The organism is Synechococcus sp. BMK-MC-1 (genome assembly GCF_014279955.1).
In the GTDB taxonomy this organism is placed as follows: domain Bacteria; phylum Cyanobacteriota; class Cyanobacteriia; order PCC-6307; family Cyanobiaceae; genus Synechococcus_C.
In genome coordinates this window covers 673,538-690,648 of record NZ_CP047939.1, presented here as the reverse complement: position 1 = coordinate 690,648, position 17,111 = coordinate 673,538, and the positions used below count along the sequence as shown (strand labels likewise).

17 protein-coding genes are annotated in these 17,111 nt (G+C 60.9%); 7 read left to right on the top strand and 10 right to left on the bottom strand.

Features of this window, described 5'->3' with window-relative positions; genetic code table 11:
- Position 1 precedes the first annotated feature (1 nt).
- The 3 genes from SynBMKMC1_RS03665 to hemH all read right to left on the bottom strand — a co-directional run bounded on the left by SynBMKMC1_RS03665 (position 2) and on the right by hemH (position 3,469).
- A complete protein-coding gene (locus SynBMKMC1_RS03665) occupies positions 2–358 on the bottom strand; it encodes a hypothetical protein (RefSeq protein ID WP_011932558.1) in 357 nt (118 codons plus the stop codon).
- Positions 358–2,211: a biosynthetic-type acetolactate synthase large subunit gene (gene ilvB, locus SynBMKMC1_RS03660; protein WP_011932557.1), complete on the bottom strand. Its 1,854-nt coding sequence runs from the start codon at positions 2,209–2,211 to the stop codon at positions 358–360. The genes SynBMKMC1_RS03665 and ilvB overlap by 1 nt, the downstream gene beginning before the upstream one ends.
- An 82-nt stretch (positions 2,212–2,293) precedes the next feature.
- Positions 2,294–3,469 carry a ferrochelatase gene (hemH, locus tag SynBMKMC1_RS03655; protein WP_011932556.1) on the bottom strand — a complete coding sequence of 392 codons (1,176 nt, stop codon included), beginning with the start codon at positions 3,467–3,469 and terminating at the stop codon, positions 2,294–2,296.
- 72 nt (positions 3,470–3,541) lie between these two features.
- Here hemH and SynBMKMC1_RS03650 point away from each other — a divergent pair, with 72 nt between their 5' ends.
- The 3 genes from SynBMKMC1_RS03650 to cobO are packed head-to-tail and all read left to right on the top strand — an operon-like array spanning position 3,542 to position 6,019.
- Positions 3,542–4,696, top strand: a complete 1,155-nt coding sequence (locus SynBMKMC1_RS03650; RefSeq protein ID WP_186472741.1) for a site-specific integrase — start codon at positions 3,542–3,544, stop codon at positions 4,694–4,696.
- Positions 4,697–4,709: 13 nt separating this feature from the next.
- A complete protein-coding gene (locus SynBMKMC1_RS03645; RefSeq protein WP_186472740.1) occupies positions 4,710–5,357 on the top strand; it encodes a class I SAM-dependent methyltransferase in 648 nt (215 codons plus the stop codon).
- The gene (gene cobO / locus SynBMKMC1_RS03640) at positions 5,354–6,019 is read left to right on the top strand and encodes a cob(I)yrinic acid a,c-diamide adenosyltransferase (protein WP_186472739.1); all 666 of its coding nucleotides are present in this window, start codon (positions 5,354–5,356) and stop codon (positions 6,017–6,019) included. Before SynBMKMC1_RS03645 ends, cobO begins: the two co-directional genes overlap by 4 nt.
- A 3-nt stretch (positions 6,020–6,022) precedes the next feature.
- Here cobO and SynBMKMC1_RS03635 read toward each other — a convergent pair whose 3' ends face one another.
- Positions 6,023–6,208 (bottom strand): hypothetical protein, encoded by a 186-nt coding sequence (locus SynBMKMC1_RS03635; protein WP_011932552.1) that lies wholly within the window; start codon positions 6,206–6,208, stop codon positions 6,023–6,025.
- Between the two features lie 102 nt (positions 6,209–6,310).
- Between SynBMKMC1_RS03635 and pyrH the strand changes: the two genes are divergently transcribed.
- From pyrH to SynBMKMC1_RS03620, 3 genes are read left to right on the top strand one after another with little or no spacing between them, the layout of a single operon-like run.
- Positions 6,311–7,018, top strand: a complete 708-nt coding sequence (gene pyrH, locus SynBMKMC1_RS03630; protein ID WP_011932551.1) for a UMP kinase — start codon at positions 6,311–6,313, stop codon at positions 7,016–7,018.
- Between the two features lie 8 nt (positions 7,019–7,026).
- Positions 7,027–7,575 carry a ribosome recycling factor gene (frr, locus tag SynBMKMC1_RS03625; protein WP_011932550.1) on the top strand — a complete coding sequence of 183 codons (549 nt, stop codon included), beginning with the start codon at positions 7,027–7,029 and terminating at the stop codon, positions 7,573–7,575.
- Between the two features lie 8 nt (positions 7,576–7,583).
- Positions 7,584–8,717, top strand: a complete 1,134-nt coding sequence (locus SynBMKMC1_RS03620) for an NAD(P)/FAD-dependent oxidoreductase (protein ID WP_255486286.1) — start codon at positions 7,584–7,586, stop codon at positions 8,715–8,717.
- Here the strand turns inward: SynBMKMC1_RS03620 and SynBMKMC1_RS03615 are convergent.
- From SynBMKMC1_RS03615 to SynBMKMC1_RS03590, 6 genes are all read right to left on the bottom strand, one after another.
- The gene (locus SynBMKMC1_RS03615) at positions 8,714–10,186 is read right to left on the bottom strand and encodes a deoxyribodipyrimidine photo-lyase (RefSeq protein WP_186472737.1); all 1,473 of its coding nucleotides are present in this window, start codon (positions 10,184–10,186) and stop codon (positions 8,714–8,716) included. The genes SynBMKMC1_RS03620 and SynBMKMC1_RS03615 overlap by 4 nt on opposite strands.
- 48 nt (positions 10,187–10,234) lie before the next feature.
- Positions 10,235–10,621: a Crp/Fnr family transcriptional regulator gene (locus SynBMKMC1_RS03610; protein ID WP_186472736.1), complete on the bottom strand. Its 387-nt coding sequence runs from the start codon at positions 10,619–10,621 to the stop codon at positions 10,235–10,237.
- A gap of 67 nt (positions 10,622–10,688) precedes the next feature.
- Complete coding sequence (locus tag SynBMKMC1_RS03605) at positions 10,689–11,861, bottom strand: transaldolase (protein WP_011932546.1); 1,173 nt, start codon at positions 11,859–11,861, stop codon at positions 10,689–10,691.
- Positions 11,862–11,952: 91 nt separating this feature from the next.
- On the bottom strand, positions 11,953–13,758 hold the full coding sequence (locus SynBMKMC1_RS03600; protein WP_186472735.1) for a penicillin-binding protein 2: 1,806 nt from the start codon (positions 13,756–13,758) through the stop codon (positions 11,953–11,955).
- 3 nt (positions 13,759–13,761) lie between these two features.
- Positions 13,762–14,217 carry a hypothetical protein gene (locus SynBMKMC1_RS03595; protein ID WP_186472734.1) on the bottom strand — a complete coding sequence of 152 codons (456 nt, stop codon included), beginning with the start codon at positions 14,215–14,217 and terminating at the stop codon, positions 13,762–13,764.
- Positions 14,218–14,300: 83 nt separating this feature from the next.
- Entirely contained in the window at positions 14,301–15,668 is a 1,368-nt protein-coding gene (locus SynBMKMC1_RS03590) for a CPBP family intramembrane glutamic endopeptidase (protein ID WP_255486284.1), read from the bottom strand.
- A gap of 110 nt (positions 15,669–15,778) precedes the next feature.
- Between SynBMKMC1_RS03590 and SynBMKMC1_RS03585 the strand changes: the two genes are divergently transcribed.
- A complete protein-coding gene (locus SynBMKMC1_RS03585; protein ID WP_186473307.1) occupies positions 15,779–17,107 on the top strand; it encodes a histidine phosphatase family protein in 1,329 nt (442 codons plus the stop codon).
- Positions 17,108–17,111: the final 4 nt, after the last annotated feature.

Here is a 17,111-nt window from a genome sequence, read left to right as displayed (position 1 = left end):
CTCAAACGGGAGGACAGGTTGCGTGGGCCAGGCCCTCATTCACAAGAGCAGCACCCAGATCCTGTTCGTCACCGATCGGCGTCACGCGTGCAAGCAGAAGACCATCCTCACTTCCCTCCGGACGAAGATTGACGCGTCGGCGACGGGGGACGGCCTGCCGCAACCAGTCGATGGCCACCTGCTGGTCGTCGGGCGACACCTCGATGCAGGCCAGGCGCACGCTGTAGTTGCGGTTGCGATCGCCAACCTGCAACAGCGTGGCCTCACGAACCTGAAGAACTTCAGCGGCCTGGGTGAGCAAGGGTTGAACCACAAGCAGCATCAGCGCCAGTGCCACCCCAAAAACCTGAAAAACCATCACAGAGCGCTTCCACAAGAGGGGCAGAAGCGATGGTCGCTGGACGTGACGGCACCGCACGCTGGGCAGTTGCGTTTGGGATCCATGGCCAGTTCCGGGTGTGAGGGAAGGCCCACCATCTGAGCATTGCTGCAGCCAGGAGGCACCATCGGATAGCAGTTCTCGCCACGCCGAACATGCACATCCACAAGCGTGGGATGGGGCGAGGCAAGGGCTGCAGCGAGCCCTGACTTGAGCTCGGAACGCTCCACAATCTTGACCCCCTCAACGCCGAAGGAGCGCGCCAGCATCTCGAAATCCGGCATTCCTTTCAGCATGTCGGAGGCTGAGTAGCGCTCCTCGTAGAAACTTTCCTGCCACTGGCGGACCATGCCCTGCCAGTGGTTGTTCACGATCACCACCTTCACAGGCAGGTCGTACTGCGCAAGGGTGCCAAGCTCCTGAATATTCATCAAGACACTGGCATCGCCTGCAATACACACGACTCTCCGATCAGGACAGGCCACCTGGGCACCGAGTGCCGCTGGCATGCCAAATCCCATCGTTCCCAATCCCGCGCTACTGATCCAGCCTCGAGGCCCGTTGCGCAAATATTGCGCTGCCCACATCTGATGCTGGCCAACGTCGGTGGTGACGATGGCATCAGACGCCAGCTCTCTCACCGCCAGAAGCACTTCCTGGGGGTAGATCGATCCTTCAGCGGGAGGAATCGTCAGGGGGTAACGCTGTTTCCAATCCTTGATTCGTTCAAGCCAGGCTGCGGTGCGGGTCTCTGGAGTGTCTTGAAGGCTCAGTTCCACAAGTGCGGCCAAGCTGGCGCCAACGTCGCCGAGAACCGCCACATCCGCTCGCCTGTTCTTCCCGATTTCGGCAGGGTCAATCTCGAAGTGGATCACCCGAGCCCGTGGGGCGAAGGTATCGAGTTTGCCGGTCACGCGGTCGTCGAAACGCGCTCCGACCGCGATCAGCAGGTCACAGTCGGTGACGGCGAAATTGGCATAAGCAGTGCCATGCATGCCAAGCATGCCCAGCGCCAAGGGGTGGTTCTCATCAAAGGCGCCCTTTCCCATGAGAGTTGTGGTCACTGGGAGCTGATAGCGCTCAGCCAGCACTTTCAAACTGTCGTGGGCTGAGGCGGCAACGGCCCCACCACCCACGTACAACAGGGGGCGATTCGCCGCTTTGATCAGCGCAAGCGCGTCGGCGACCGCAGCGAGATCTGGGGGGGGAGTGGCGCGGAAACCAGCGGGGATCACCGTGCCTGGCTCCACGGGCACGTAGTCGAACTCTTCCTGGCCGACATCCTTGGGAATATCGATCAGCACTGGACCTGGACGCCCAGAGGCGGCGATATGAAAGGCCTGAGCGACCACCGAAGCCAGATCCGCCGGATCACGCACCACCCAGGAATGCTTCACGATCGGCAGGGTGATGCCGAAGATGTCAGTTTCCTGAAAAGCATCGGTGCCGATCGCCGTTCGAGGCACCTGCCCGGTGATCACCACCATCGGCACTGAATCCATTTGCGCCGTGGCAATGCCGGTGACAAGGTTGGTGGCACCGGGTCCTGAGGTACCGAAGCAAACACCGACGCGACCGGTTGCCCGTGCATAAGCATCGGCAGCGTGGGTTCCTCCCTGCTCATGCCGAACCAGAACGTGGCGCAGCCAGCCCTCACTTTCCGCCACGTGGAGGGCGTCATAGATCGGAAGGATGGCGCCGCCTGGATAACCGAAGATCGTGTCAACACCATGGCGCCGTAACGCGTCCATCAGGGCATGGGCACCGGTCATCCGGCAGCCATCGCCGTTTCCGGACGCTGCATCGACCTTGGGTGCGGAGGTCAGCGTCACAGCGGCATCACGACATACTGATCTTCAAGATTAAGGTTCGGCCTGCCGTTCTGCCCGGCGGCGGCATGGTCTGTGGCAAGCCTTAGAGAAGCCCGAGGGCATGCAGTGGTCCGTGACCACTGATCAGCTCGAGCAGAAATCCTGAAAATCCGAGCATCGCCAAGCGACCATTCCAAACCTCAGAACTGTTGTTCCAGCCCCATTCCCACTTCTCCTGGGGATAGAGCTTCACCTTTGTGGGCAGCTCAGCCGCAGCATCAAGACTCACCTCAGGACCTTCCAGACTCGTGGTCACAAGATCGGCCAAGCCTTCGATGAAGGGCGGGTAGGTGTCGAGGGCACGGACACGCCGGAAGTTCACCACACCAGCCTCGGTGGCCAACTCTCGGTACTCAATATCGATCTCCTCCAGCGTTTCGATGTGCTCGCTAACAAAACTGATCGGCACCACAACCAGATCATTGGTTTTGGCCTTGCCAAGCTCTTCAAGCGCCTCTTCGGTGTAAGGCTTGAGCCATTCCACTGGGCCCACCCGGCTCTGGTAAGCGAGGGTGAAGGGGTTGTCGTGGCCCATCAACTGGCCCAGCTCCTTCATGATCAAATCCGTGCAGGATTCGATCTCCTTTTGGTAAGGGTCTCCCGCTTCCTCCACGTAACTCTTGGGGACGCCGTGGGCACTGAAGAACACATGCGCTTGGGTGGGATCGTCGCTCTGGCGCACCTCCTCAGCGATCAATTCGGCCATGGCCCGCACATAACCCGGGTGATCGAACCAACTGCGGATGCATCGGATCGGCAGCTTTTCGAAGGATTCGTCACCCTGCCTCAGCCTCTGAAGTTCGCGGAAGCTGGACCCACTCGTGCTGATTGAAAAATGTGGATACAGGGGGAGCACCACCACCTGATCCATCCCATCAGCCTTGAGATCAGCGACAGCCGACTCCGTGAAGGGATGCCAGTAGCGCATGGCCACGTAGCTGGTGGCATCGATTCCACGCTGACGCAGCAGACTCTGCAGCTCCCTGGCCTGTTGCTCGGTGATCCGCCGCAGCGGTGACCCTCCGCCGATCGATCGGTAAGCCTCCTGGGATTTCCCGCTGCGCAGGGTGCTGATCAACCAAGCCAAAGGCTTTTGCAGCGCAGGGATCGGCAACCGGATGATTTCCGGATCAGCGAAGAGATTGAACAGGAAGGGTCCCACATCCTGAATGCGTTCGGGACCACCCAGATTCAGCAGTACAACGCCGACGCGGGACATAGCAAACACACCGGATGCAGGGGGTTGAGCGTAGCGGCCATTAACGCGATCCTTGGCGCAGGCGACACATTTATGGAGTTTGAGAAGGCGCTGGATTCCGCCAATACCCGTTTGGCGGCGCAGGGCTCGAAACTGCGCATCGAGCAGCGCGGCTCACGCTTAAATCTTCGCGGCTTGCTGCCGCTGCGTCTGGATCCAAGCCAAAACAAACTCCAGCGCATCAGCCTGGGCGTGATGGCCGACCCGGATGGGCTCGACCACGCCCTTCATGCCGCAGCCCTGGTTCGACTGCAGCTCGAACAGAACTGTTTTGACTGGTCAGCCTGGTCAGCCCGGCGACGCAGTCCCCACGCACTGGAGCCCACCCAGGCTGTCGACAGTGCCTTGAAGCGATTCGAAAAAGCCTTTTTTTCGGATCCCAGGCGTCGCCGCTCTCCATCGGGCAGACGCACAACCTGGAGCGGTGCCTATTTGCCCTACCTGCGCCGACTCTCGAAACAGGCCGATGGCAGCACCATCGACGCCGCCCTGCTGATGCGCACTCTCATGAGTTATGAGGACGGCAGCCGTAGCCGCCAGCAATGCGCCACAGCGCTTGCGGCCCTGGCTCGCTTTCTGGAGATTCCGCTCCCTGATGACTGGCGCGAAGAAGCCGGAGGCTACGGCTTGCACCGGGCTCGGTTCCGTCAGCTGCCCACAGATCGCCAGATCCTTGAAGCCGCTCTAACCATCCCCAATCCAAGCTGGCGCCTTGCCTATGGCCTGATGGCCACCTATGGGCTGCGGAACCATGAGGTGTTCTTCTGCGACTGTTCGGCCTTGGGAGAAGGCGGAGATCGCGTGCTGCGCGTCTTGCCCACCACCAAAACAGGCGAACACCAAAGCTGGCCGTTCCATCCCGAATGGGTCGAGCGCTTCGGCCTTCAGGAGCTGGCCGATAACACCAAAGCGCTGCCGAGCATCAGCACCGATCTGCGTCGCACCACCCTGCAGCAGGTGGGGCGACGGGTGAGCGAGCAGTTCCGCCGCTATGAACTGCCGATCACCCCCTACGACCTGCGTCATGCCTGGGCCGTGCGCACGATTCACATCGGCCTGCCGGACACCGTTGCCGCCAGGATGATGGGCCACTCGGTGGCCATTCACACCCGCACCTATCACCACTGGATCACTCGCCGTGATCAGCAGCAGGCGGTGGATGCAGCCCTAGCCCGTCATCGAGCCTGACCCCTTTGATCTGATGTCGTCATTTCTTCGCCCCCTGGCCTATCGCTATCGCTGGATCTACGACACAGTCACAGCGGTGTCGGCCCTCAGCGTGGGCGGCGTCAAGACCCTGCGGGCTTTAGGGCTTGAAGCGTTACAACCGCAGTTGCAACCGGGGGCAGCCGTGCTGGATCTGTGTTGCGGCAGCGGCGAGGCCGCAGCTCCTTGGCTCGCCGCAGGCTTTGCGGTGACAGGGCTCGATGTCGCCCCCCGTGCTCTGCAATTGGCCAAGGCTCGCCACCCGACGCTGCAGCGGGTGGAAGGTCTTGCGGAAGACCCGCCACTGCGTTCCGAAAGTTTCAGCGCGATTCAGCTGAGCGTGGCCCTGCATGAATTTCCACGCGTTGAGAGGGCGATGGTGCTGCGCAGTGCTCTGCGCCTGCTCCAACCCGGGGGTTGGTTGGTGGTGGTGGATCTGCATCCGGCCGGCCCCTGGCTGCGACTGCCTCAGCAGATCTTCTGTGAGCTTTTTGAAACAGACACCGCGAGCGCCATGCTGGAGGACGATCTGCCCGCCCAACTACGAGCGCTTGGTTTCACATCCGTGAAGCAGGAACTTCTCGCGGGGCAGGCGCTGCAGCGGATCACCGCGATGCGTCCCATCCAACCGGAACAGTCATGAGTACGAACGATCTCGATCAATCGGCAGCGGAGCTGGGCATGGGTGGAAATCTCGCCCCTGAATCAGACGATGCCGGCTACCGCAAACGGATGGAACGACGCCAGCAAGTGCAGAAGCAACGGGTGGAGGAGCGCAACAAGGAGAAAGGGCTGATCCTGGTGTTCACCGGCCAAGGCAAGGGAAAAACAACTGCAGGCCTAGGTCTAGTTCTGCGCACGCTTGGCCATGGCGAGCGGGTGGCCATCGTGCAGTTCATCAAGGGGGGCTGGGAACCTGGAGAAGCACGGGCACTGAAAGCGTTCGGTGACCAGGTGCGCTGGCACGCCCTCGGCGAAGGCTTCACCTGGGAAACCCAGGACCGGGAACGGGATCAGCAGCTGGTGGAGAGGGCCTGGCAAACAGCCCTCGAGTATTTGCGGGATGGAGCGGTGAAGCTGGTGCTGCTCGATGAATTGAATGTGGCTCTGAAACTGGGGTACATCGACGCTGCCACCGTGATTCACGGGTTAAAGGAGCGGCCCACGCTCACCCACGTCGCCGTCACCGGGCGAGGAGCACCTGCAGAGCTCGTGGACGCAGCCGATCTGGTGACAGAAATGACGCTGATTCATCACCCGTTTCGCGAGCAGGGTGTTAAGGCGCAAGCAGGGATTGAGTTTTAAAAATCAAAGCTGCTCGAGGTCGCTACGCAACAGCCCCATCGCTGCCGTCAAAACCGACAACCCACTCACCAGGAGTGCGCGATGCACCAAGGGATCACGCCAGCAGGAAGGATCCTGGCTGGCCCGATCAAGAGCCGACAGGGTGAGACGGGCCATCACCGAACTGCGTGCACCGTTCTCTTCAGCCATGCATTCCCTTTGGATTCCCCATCCAAGCGGCTTGCGCCGCTTGGCGCCAGTGATGGGACCGTCCGATCTCGCTTGCTACTGTCAGCAGGATCAGGTGGATGAATGGCCTACGCGCGCGCACTCCTGAAACTCAGCGGTGAAGCGCTGATGGGAGATCAGGGCTACGGGATCGATCCAGCCATTGTTCAGGCCATCGCCAAAGACGTGGCCGGTGTGGTTGCCAGCGGCACCCAGCTAGCAATCGTTGTTGGTGGCGGCAACATTTTCCGAGGGCTGAAGGGGTCAGCCGCGGGGATGGATCGGGCCACGGCGGATTACGTGGGAATGCTCGCCACTGTCATGAATGCCATCACCTTGCAGGATGGCCTCGAGCGGGCTGGAATTCCCACCAGGGTGCAGACCGCTATCGAAATGCAAGAGGTGGCCGAGCCTTACATCCGCAGGCGGGCGATCAGACACCTGGAAAAAGGACGTGTAGTGGTCTTCGGCGCGGGATGCGGCAACCCCTTCTTCACCACCGATACCACCGCAGCTCTACGGGCTGCTGAGATCAGTGCGGATGTTGTGTTCAAAGCCACCAAGGTGGATGGGGTCTATGACAAAGACCCCCACAAATACGCCGATGCAGTGCGTTACGACACACTGACGTTCCAGCAGGTTCTCAGTGGCGAACTGGCGGTGATGGACAGCACAGCCATCGCCCTCTGCAAAGACAACAACATCCCCATCGTGGTCTTCAATCTGTTCGAAGCCGGCAATATCGGCCGTGCCGTGGCAGGTGAGCCCATCGGTTCCCGCATCAGCAACTAGTCATCGTCATGTCTCAATCCGATCTCGAATCCAGCATGCGCAAGTCGGTGGAAGCCACCCAGCGCAACTTCAACACGATCCGCACCGGACGGGCGAATTCCTCCCTGCTGGATCGGATCAGCGTGGAGTACTACGGCGCCGAAACACCGCTGAAGTCGCTGGCCACCCTCTCCACACCGGATTCTCAGACGATTCAGATTCAGCCGTTTGACATCAGTGCTCTGGCCTTGATCGAAAAAGCGATCGCCATGAGTGAACTGGGTTTCACCCCGAACAACGACGGCAAGGTGATCCGCATCAACGTTCCCCCGTTGACTGAGGAGCGTCGCAAGGAGTTCTGCAAGCTGGCCTCCAAGTACGCCGAAGAAGGCAAGGTGGCCCTGCGCAACCTGCGCCGCGACGCGATCGACAAGATCAAGAAGCAGGAAAAGGAGGGCGAGTTCTCCGAAGACCAGAGCCGAGACGCACAAGACAGTGTGCAGAAAACGCTCGACAAGTTCATCGCTGAAGTGGAACAGCACCTCGCGACCAAGGAAGCCGACATCCTCAAGGTTTGAGCAACGACGTGGATCGGACCCGAGATGTTCTGGTCGTCGGGTCCGGGGCCGCTGGTGGTGCAGCAGCGGTGCATCTCGCGCTAGCGGGCCATGACGTCCTGACCCTTGAGCGCGATTCTCAGCCGAGGATCAAACCTTGCGGTGGTGGCATGGCGGCCTCAGTGCAGCAGTGGTTCCCTTTTTCCCTGGAGCCAGCGGTCGAGCAGGTGATCGGTCAGGTGAATTTCAGTTGGTGCCTGGAGGATCCGGTGGTCGCCGAGCTCCCCGGCGATGCACCCTTCTGGATCGTGCGCCGGGAAACGCTGGATCAATTGCTCTCCGACCAGGCCATTCAAGCGGGGGCTGAACGCCTGACAGGCGTTGAGGTCAATGACATCCGTCGTCATGGCAATGTCTGGAAGGTGACAGCGACCGATGGGCGCCATTGGCAGGGGCGGGCCGTGGTGATCGCCGATGGTTCAGGGTCCCCTTGGCCTCAACAGCTCGGCCTGGGAGCCAAACAACCCCAAATGGCCACCACCATGTCGGTGCGGCTCGAGGGTCAAGGCAAGCTCAGCGATGGCACCACCCGCTTTGAATTCGGCCTCGTGAAACAGGGATTCGCCTGGGCCTTCCCCCTCGCCGGCGGGGTGAACATCGGCGTGGGCAGCTTCATCGGCAAGCAGGACGCCGACCCGGAGCAGGTGCTGGCTCAGCTGCTGCCGGATCTGGGCTTCGCCGCCGATGCTGGGATCCGTCAACGGGGGCGACTGCAGGTGTGGAACGGCCATCACCGTCTTGATGGCGACGGCATTGTGTTGGTGGGAGACGCAGCATCGCTGTGCGACCCCTTTCTGGCGGAGGGGCTACGCCCCGCCCTAATGAGTGGCTGTGAGGCGGCTCGATCTCTAAGCCCATGGCTCAAAGGCGAGAGTCGAGATTTGCGGGGCTACAGCCGCAGCATGCGGGAGCGCTGGGGGGACTCCATGGCCTGGGGCCGCCGCATCGCCCAGGTGTTCTATCGCTTCCCCGGCGTGGGGTACCAGCTTGGGATCAAGCGACCCACGGCTCCGCGAAGAATTGCCCAGATCCTTTCCGGGGAGATGGGCTACGGCGATATCGCCCAACGGGTGATCCGTCGCCTTCTCCTGCAACGGGGCTAGAGGTCCAGCGCCAATTGCTCAACCCCAGGGTCAGCAGCCTGCCGTCTCGATCGTCTCCGCCGGGTCGAGGGCAGACCTGAACGTCGGGAGCCATGGCGCTGCTGGATGGCATCGGCATGGCGATCAAACCCTGAGGAGCGGCGAATCTCGAAAATGCGCTCTTTGGCTTCACGGGCTGACTGAGCGCAATCAACAATGGGCATCGGCCTGGTACCGCCGAGAGACCAGGGTTCGTGCAAATGCACAGCAGGAACGTCTTCCAGTTCGGGGCACCAACGGCGGATGAAGGTCCCTTCAGGGTCATGATCCATCCCCTGCTTGATCGGGTTGTAAATGCGGATCGTGTTGATGGAGGTGCTGCCCGACTGCATCTGGCACTGACTCCAATGAATGCCCGGCTCGTAATCCACAAACTGTCTGGCCAGATGCAGACCTGTCTCACGCCAGGGAAGCCAGAGGTTGTAGCTGGCGAACGACATCAACATGGCCCGCATGCGGAAGTTGATCCAGCCATGGGCTCGCAGAGCCCGCATGCAGGCATCCACGAAGGGAACACCTGTTTGACCCTCGGCCCAGGCCGCAAAGCGCTCGTGATCCAGAGAGCGGATGCCGCGCATGAAGGGGTGAAAATCCTCCCATTCGATCGGCGGTTGATCTTCCAGTTTCTGGATGAAGTGGCAATGCCAGTGGAGCCGCGACGTGAAGCTGCTCACCCCACGGCCCTTGAGATCACGGCTGCGTTGCAGAACCTCACGCATGGAGAGGCAGCCCCAGGTGATGTAAGCGGACAGCCTTGAGCAGCCGTTGAACGCCAGATTCGGACTGGAGATGGAACGGCAGTAGCGCTGCACCCGGTGCGCGAGGAAATCATCCAGCTCCTTGAGAGCCATCCCCCTGCCGCCGTGCTGCCGATGCGGACAAGGATCAGAGCGCAGAGCTAGCGCTTCGCTGGTTGGCAGATCACCGGGAGCGATGCCCGGGAGGGGCGTCAAGCTTGTGGGTGCCGGCGTCATGGCCTCCCCCATCCGCGCTTCCCAGCGGCGGGCCCACCCCCTGCGCGTGCCCAACCGACGAACCACTCCGAATTGGGGCAGTTCATGCCAGGGGATGCCCCGTTCCCTCGCCCATGCCGCCACCCGACGGTCACGGGCAAACGTCCAGGCATTGCCTGTTTCCTCGTGGCTCCAGAGGGCCGATACCCCGAGTTGACACCGGGCCCGTTCCAGCACGTCGACGGCATTACCGCTGCGGATGATCAGCGGCTGGCCAAGAGCAGCACAGGCCTGCTGGAGATCCTGAAGAGATTCCCGGCAGAAGGCCCACTGCCTGGCTGAGCAATCCGGTTGAATCCAGAGTTCAGGTTCAACGATGTAAAGAGGCAGCACAGGCCCCCTGGCCAGAGCTCTGACCAGGGGCTGATGATCCACCAGCCTCAAATCACGTTTAAACCAGACCAGCTGGAGGGTCATGGATCACGACCAAAGCCGAGTGGAATGAGCGGACGATAGAAACGCCGGTCAGTTGACGGACATAATTTTCAGATCGCGGAGACGGGAATCCACTGAAGCCAGCAGCTCAATCGCGAACATCGGCGCTTCTTGAACGGCAAAGAGGAACTTTTCCCTGTTCATCTCAATCAGACGGCAGGGGCCTTCGGCCTGCGCCGTTCCAAGGCGGCGGTGACCATCCATCACCAGGGCTCCAGCTCCGAACACATTGCCGGCTTCAATGAGCTCGTATCCCTGATGGCCTTGGTCGTTCTGCCAAGACAAGCGCACTGAACCTTCCAGCACCCCGAACATCGAAGACCCGGGATCGTCTGCTTTGAAAATGATGTCGCCGGTATTGAACGTGTGCACCTCGCTCTTTTGAGCGAGGGCACGCATGGTGTCGAGAGCGTTCACGTCAGCTGATCGAACTCACTGAATTGTGATTGGCGCAGATCAAGAGCCGGTAATGGAAACCGCAGACTCAGGCTGTTGTCAGCGACAGAGCCGCACCAAATCCCCGGCGAACATCCTCCGGGGTCAGACGACCATCGTGATCGAGATCCAGGGCATCGAACACCGCATCACTCCCGAGCCACTCATCACGGGTAATGCAGCCATCGCCGTTCATGTCGTTCAACAGAAAGATTTCCTGAACGGCATGGCCGAACGCCTTGCCACCCTCAAGTTCGGCCAAGCGGTGAGCCAGCATGCTTTCCAGGGTTTCGATCGCTTTGCTGAATCCTTTGATGCCTTCACCGAGTTTGTCGGAGGCCATGCGATCGCTCTTCATCATGGCGTCGAATTGCTCACGGTCCACATGGATCTGAGCCTCGCTGCTGGATGGATTCTCACCGTCGAGCTTGCGGGTGAGCGTGGCCTGACTCTCACGCAGCTGATCGAGAAGCTTGGGTGAAATCGTCAACAGATCACAGCCAGCGAGCTCGGTGATTTCATCGATGTTGCGGAAGCTGGCTCCCATCACCTCGGTTTTGTAGCCGTAGGTTTTGAAGTAATTGAAGATCCTGGTCACCGACAGCACGCCGGGATCCTCGGGACCGGGATAGGAGTCGCGACCGGTATCTGCTTTATACCAATCGAGAATACGGCCAACGAAGGGTGAAATCAGCGTGACACCTGCCTCGGCACAAGCCACGGCCTGACCGAAACCGAACAGGAGTGTGAGGTTGCAGTGAATCCCTTCTTTCTCAAGAACTTCAGCAGCTTTGATGCCTTCCCAGGTGGAGGCGATCTTGATCAGCACACGGTCGTTGCTGATGCCTGCGTCGTTGTACAGGCGAATCAGCTTGCGACCCTTTTCAATCGTGGCATCGGTATCAAAACTGAGCCGAGCATCGACCTCGGTGGACACACGCCGGGGAACGATCTTGAGGATTTCCTTGCCGAAGATCACGCTGATTTCATCGAGCGCTTCACGCACCACCTGCTCCACGGGTGCGTTGTCGCCAATCAGTCGGCGGGAGGAACGCAGAGCTTCATCAATCAGACTCTGATAAGCAGGAATTTGGGCTGCCGCCAGGATCAAGGAGGGATTGGTGGTGGCATCCCTAGGGGTGAACTTACGGATTGCCTCCAGATCCCCTGTGTCTGCGACCACAACGGTCATCGCAGAGAGCTGCTCAAGCAGACTGGCCATAGCGCTGAAAGTCTCGATAAACGCAACGTAGCTCCGTTTTTCAGAGTGGCATCTGCGAAGGTATTCCTCTGCACAGGCTGTGATGCAGGGATCAGCCTTGAGGAATGAATTCAGGCGTTCGCGCGGAGCTTGGGGGGATCTTTTCAATCACCAGAAGACCATCGATGATCGATTTCGCCACGGGCAGCGCCACCGTTGAACCGTAGGCGTTCCCTCCTTGCGGCTCGTCAACAACGACCAGCACGACGTAACGCGGATCGTTGATGGGAAGTGTGGCCACAAAACTACAGATGAGCGCACCAGGCACATACACACCATTGAGCGCTTTCTGTGCGGTTCCGGTCTTGCCTCCGATCCGATACCCCGGTGTGCGCGCTCCCTTGCCACTTCCCTTCTCCACCACAGATTCCATCCAGGCGAGCACCGTGCGGGTCACCTCAGGCTTCAGCAAGGGCTGACCTGGACGGGTACCAGCCGGCGCAAGGGCATCCCCGGTGCGCAATCCCCTGGTGATGTGGGGACTGACCAGCCGCCCTCCGTTGGCGAGCAGCGCATGCAATTGCACAAGCTTGAGCGGCGTCAATGAAAAGCCCTGGCCGAAGGATGCGGTGGCGGGCTCAATGGGCTGCCTGGTGAATTGTTCCTTCGACTTGAGCTGACCAGCCACAGCTCCTGGCAGATCGGTATCGGGGCGGGCATCCAGGCGCAACCGACTGAGCCAGTCCCAGTAGCGATCGGCCGGCAGGCGACGCATCGCCTGCACCATCCCCACATTGCTGGACACCTGCAGAACCGTGGCGAAATCAATCACTCCATTGGCTTGGCGATCGTGGTTGTTGATCGGCCATCCGCCGATGGTGAGGGTGCCGTTGTCGTGCACCCGTCCATCGGCCTTGATGGCACCTTCTTGAAGGGCAAGCGCCAGGTTGATGGGCTTGAAGGTTGAGCCTGGCTCGTAGAGATCCTGAACAGACCACTCCCTGAAACGACTCGCAGAAAAATCCCAGTAACGGTTGGGGTCATAGGTGGGAGCTGATGCGAGGGCCAGCAACTCGCCATTGGTGACATCCATCACGATGGCAACGCCTTTCTTCGCTTTCCATTGCTTCACCTGTGAGGCCAAAGCCTTGGCAGCCAGTGCCTGGAGGCGGGCGTCGAGGGTGAGCTGAAGCCGGAGGTCATCTCCGAAGAAAACGCCGGCATCCAGGTTGTCCGGCAACGGAGTGCCGTCAGCACCACGCCGCAGGCTGCGGGCCTGCTCATGACGCTGGAGATCGTCGTGACGGCTCTGCTCCAGGCCAGCCTGGGGCACCCGCTCCTGATTCAGGAACCCCACCACATTGGCGAACAGATCACCCTGGGGATACACCCGGTGGGGATAGGACTCCAGATCAACACCACTGATTCCCGCCCCTCGCACAGCAGCGGCTGTTTCCGGATCCAACCCCTCCAGAAGTTTGATGCCGGAGGGGCGGTTGCCGATCCGCTTGAGAATTTCAGCTGAACTGAGGGGAAGGAGAGGGGCCAAACGGTCCGCCACATCCGCGGATGGACGGATGAGGGCTGGATCGTCGCCGGGGAGATTGAAATAACGGGGGTGGAGCCACAGGCGATAGCGCTCCTCATCGAGAGCGATGAGCCGTCCCGTGCGATCGATGATCGGCCGACGGGTTCCCAGCGGCTTGGTGCGCTGGGTCTGCACGGATCGAGCCCGTGCTTCAAGCTCCGAAGCCTGAAACATCTGCAGCCAGGCCATGCGGCCCATCAGACCGACCAACCCCAGGCACAGAAGAGCGAAGACCCAGCGCATGCGCCCGGCAGGAATTTGTTCCAGCGGCACCACACGCCGTCGGGATTGGGGCTTTTTCGGCCGTCCTGCGGCTGGCGAGCGACCCATGAATCAGTAACCGTTCTTGATCGGACGCTCCATCAGAGAACCGAGCATGGCGAGATGATCGGGACCGTCTTGGGATGAAACCGCTCCGGGTCGGTCGAGGTACAGAAGATTGGCCACGGTGGTGGGCACCATTCGCCCTGGGACCCTGGAGCGTTCCAGGAGGTGCCGCTCGAGCATCGCCGTCGACTCCGTCAGCCGATGGGAGAGGGTGCGGGTCAACTCAAGTTGACGAAAGGCCATCGTCCAGCGGTGCTGCCAGTGCAGCGTGAGCCCGCTGAGAACGAGAACGGCGGCGAACACCCCGAGGAGTCCTCCATCGGCAGCACGATGAAGTCCGGCCAGCAGAGGGGAATGGCGGGCCGCACGACGCGCCGACAGCGAACCTTGAATGACCTCGAAAGGTCCGGCACTGGACGACCGCTGCGGGGACACCGGCTGGGTTTGGGGAACCGCGACCACGGGTGAGGTTCAACAATGCGCCAGTGAACCACCTGCAGGGGGGAGCCGCAAGGCTGAAACCTTGATCAACACTGGGGCTTTGCTCAGCCCCCGAGAAGCAAGAGATTGAGAAACGTCACGCCATTCCAGAGCGCATGCATCACCACGCAGGGGAACAGGCGTCCTGTGCTCAACCTGAGCAACGCCAATCCAAGGCCGAGAACCAGCAAGGGAGGCAGTTCGCCGATGCTCAGGTGAGCGATCGCAAACACCAGCGCACTGACCAACACACTTCCGGAACGCCCGAGAGAGCGTCCCAGAACCGGCAGCAAGACCCCTCGGAAGACCGTTTCCTCAAACAGCGGTGCCAGCACAACAGCGGTGATGGCCAGCAGGGCCAAGGCCAAGGGGTCTCGGCTGTTCAGCACAATCTCCAGCAGGGGGTTGCTCCCCCCCTGATCCCCAATCCATCGACTCACCAGCCAGCCGCTCAACACCACCGGGGGCATCACCATCAGCCACCCCCGCGCACCCTGCAGAACGGCGGAATGGATGGGACGCACCTGCCACTGCAGCCACCCTCCGGGGGGGAGAGCCTCTTGATCGCACTGCGACAACTGCTGGCGGAGGATGAGCAACGGTGGAACCGCCAACGCGGCATAGCCAAGAAGAACGGTGACTCCTTGAGTCAGCGCAGGCGAGAGGCCCCGGCTGAGCCAGCCAGTGAACGGGGCGATCAACAGTGGAACCAGCACCTCGCCCAAAACAACGAAGCCACCGGCCACCAGCAACACCATGTCGAGGGGGCCAAGGGGGGCCGAGACGAGGGGAGGCCAGGGCGGCAACCGGCGGCGCAGGAGCTGCCAACCGTGCCTGAGCAGGAGCAGGCCTCCCAGGATCAGAGCCGCCAGTGGGAACACTTCGCTGACGATCAGACGACGTGCGGCGGCTGCGGCCGGAGCTGGATCCATGCAGTCAGCCGCTGAGCCTCCCAAGGCTTGGCAGCCAACCCTTCGGATCAAGGGATCCGGAGCTAAAGCCAGCAATTCAGATCGATCCAGCCCCGGAGCCTTGGTCCCATTCAGCGCCTGCTGGAGCGGGATGAGCTCTGGTTGGCTAACGCTCACCTGGCGAAGACTTTGCTTGTAGCTCTCGTCCTGCTCCAGGGCCGTGAACAAAAGAATCTGGCGATCGTCGAGTCGGTCCAGCGGGGTTTCGCGCAGGGTGCGCAGCAGGGCCGCAGTGGGATCGCCTCCGACGACAAGCGGTTGAAGGGGTTCTGGAACCTGTGGCTGGGCCAACAGGGAGAGCTCCTGCTGTTCCAACGACAAAACGGGTGCAACGGATGGCTTTCCGAAGCTGTCCACCAGCCCCAGGATCCATACCAACGTGGCCAGAACCAGAGAGACGAAGGCCAGAAACACCTTCAAAAACCGGTCAGCCGATGGACGTCCGGAAGGTGGGCTGGTCAACACGTCTGAGGCAACTCGAGACGATTCTGGTGGGTGACGCGTGCAGCGGGCGAAGCCAGAGCAAACCGAGGCTCACTCATACGATGGCGGCGCCCTGCACGCACGAAGCCGTGACCCTGCGTCTTCTCCTCGTTCGCCACGGACTCAGCAGCTTCAATGTGGAACGCAGAATCCAAGGTCGTGATGACCTGTCCACGCTGACCGAAACCGGCGAGGACCAGGCACGCCGCACGGGCACGGCCCTCGCGGATGTGCCGATCACAGCTGTGTACAGCTCACCGCTCCAACGGGCTGCATCAACCACGGCAGGGGTTCTGGCAGCCCGGAGCGATGCACTTGAGCCGTGTTTCGAGGAAGGCCTGCTGGAAATCGATCTGGAACCCTGGAGCGGCCTGACGGCAGCCGAGCGTGCTGAGCGTTTTCCAGAGGAGTACGCAGCCTGGAGAAGTCATCCCGAGCAGCTGGAACTGTGCCGTCACGACGGCACCCGCTACCGGCCCCTGCAGGAGCTGATGCAACAGGCCAGCCAGTTTCTTGACGCACTGCTGGCCCGTCATCCCGTTGACGGCAACGACACCGTGCTGCTCGTTGGCCACAACGCCATCCTGCGCTGCATGATCACCACCTTGCTGGGCAACCCTGCAGGGGGCTTCCGTCGGTTGCGGCTCGACAATGCCTCCTTGTCTGTTTTCAATCTCAGTCCACAGGGGAGTGGCCACCAGGTGCAGATCGAGTGCCTGAACAGCACGGCTCACCTCAACCCACCCCTCCCTCCCAAAGGAGCCGGCGCAAGGATGATTTTGGTGCGGCATGGAGAAACCAACTGGAACCGTGATGGCCGTTTTCAAGGGCAGATCGACATTCCTCTCAACAGCAATGGTCACGCCCAAGCCGAAGCAGCACGGGCCTTTCTGGAAACCGTGTCGATTCAGCGTGCTTACAGCAGTGCGATGTCCAGGCCGCGCCAGACAGCCGAAGGCATCCTGCACTCCCATCCCGGAGTGCCGCTAACGGTGACCCGCGGACTCGTTGAAATCGGCCATGGACTCTGGGAAGGAAAGCTGGAATCAGAGATCAGGGCTGAATGGGCTGAACTTCTCGATGAGTGGAAGCGCACTCCTGAAACGGTGCAGATGCCTGAAGGAGAGACCATCCAGGATGTCTGGGAGCGCTCCGTCCGCAGCTGGAACACCATTGCGGACTCCTTGGATGCGTCGGAAACGGCTCTCGTGGTGGCCCACGATGCAGTGAACAAAACCATTCTCTGTTCGCTCCTCGGCCTCAGTGCTGGCGACATCTGGGCTGTCAAACAAGGCAATGGAGGGGTCACTGTGGTCGACATGCCCACAGAACCAGGGCAGCCTGCAGTGGTCGCCTGTCTGAATCTCACCTCCCATCTCGGAGGGGTTCTGGACAGAACGGCTGCTGGAGCACTGTGAACCC

Excerpts from the sequence above, each read along its gene's own strand:
- SynBMKMC1_RS03665 (WP_011932558.1), bottom strand. The coding sequence starts at position 358 with ATGGTTTTTCAGGTTTTTGGGGTGGCACTGGCGCTGATGCTGCTTGTG.
- hemH (WP_011932556.1), bottom strand. The coding sequence starts at position 3,469 with ATGTCCCGCGTCGGCGTTGTACTGCTGAATCTGGGTGGTCCCGAACGC.
- SynBMKMC1_RS03650 (WP_186472741.1), top strand. The coding sequence starts at position 3,542 with ATGGAGTTTGAGAAGGCGCTGGATTCCGCCAATACCCGTTTGGCGGCG.
- SynBMKMC1_RS03645 (WP_186472740.1), top strand. The coding sequence starts at position 4,710 with ATGTCGTCATTTCTTCGCCCCCTGGCCTATCGCTATCGCTGGATCTAC.
- cobO (WP_186472739.1), top strand. The coding sequence starts at position 5,354 with ATGAGTACGAACGATCTCGATCAATCGGCAGCGGAGCTGGGCATGGGT.
- SynBMKMC1_RS03635 (WP_011932552.1), bottom strand. The coding sequence starts at position 6,208 with ATGGCTGAAGAGAACGGTGCACGCAGTTCGGTGATGGCCCGTCTCACC.
- pyrH (WP_011932551.1), top strand. The coding sequence starts at position 6,311 with ATGGCCTACGCGCGCGCACTCCTGAAACTCAGCGGTGAAGCGCTGATG.
- frr (WP_011932550.1), top strand. The coding sequence starts at position 7,027 with ATGTCTCAATCCGATCTCGAATCCAGCATGCGCAAGTCGGTGGAAGCC.
- SynBMKMC1_RS03615 (WP_186472737.1), bottom strand. The coding sequence starts at position 10,186 with ATGACCCTCCAGCTGGTCTGGTTTAAACGTGATTTGAGGCTGGTGGAT.
- SynBMKMC1_RS03605 (WP_011932546.1), bottom strand. The coding sequence starts at position 11,861 with ATGGCCAGTCTGCTTGAGCAGCTCTCTGCGATGACCGTTGTGGTCGCA.
- SynBMKMC1_RS03600 (WP_186472735.1), bottom strand. The coding sequence starts at position 13,758 with ATGGGTCGCTCGCCAGCCGCAGGACGGCCGAAAAAGCCCCAATCCCGA.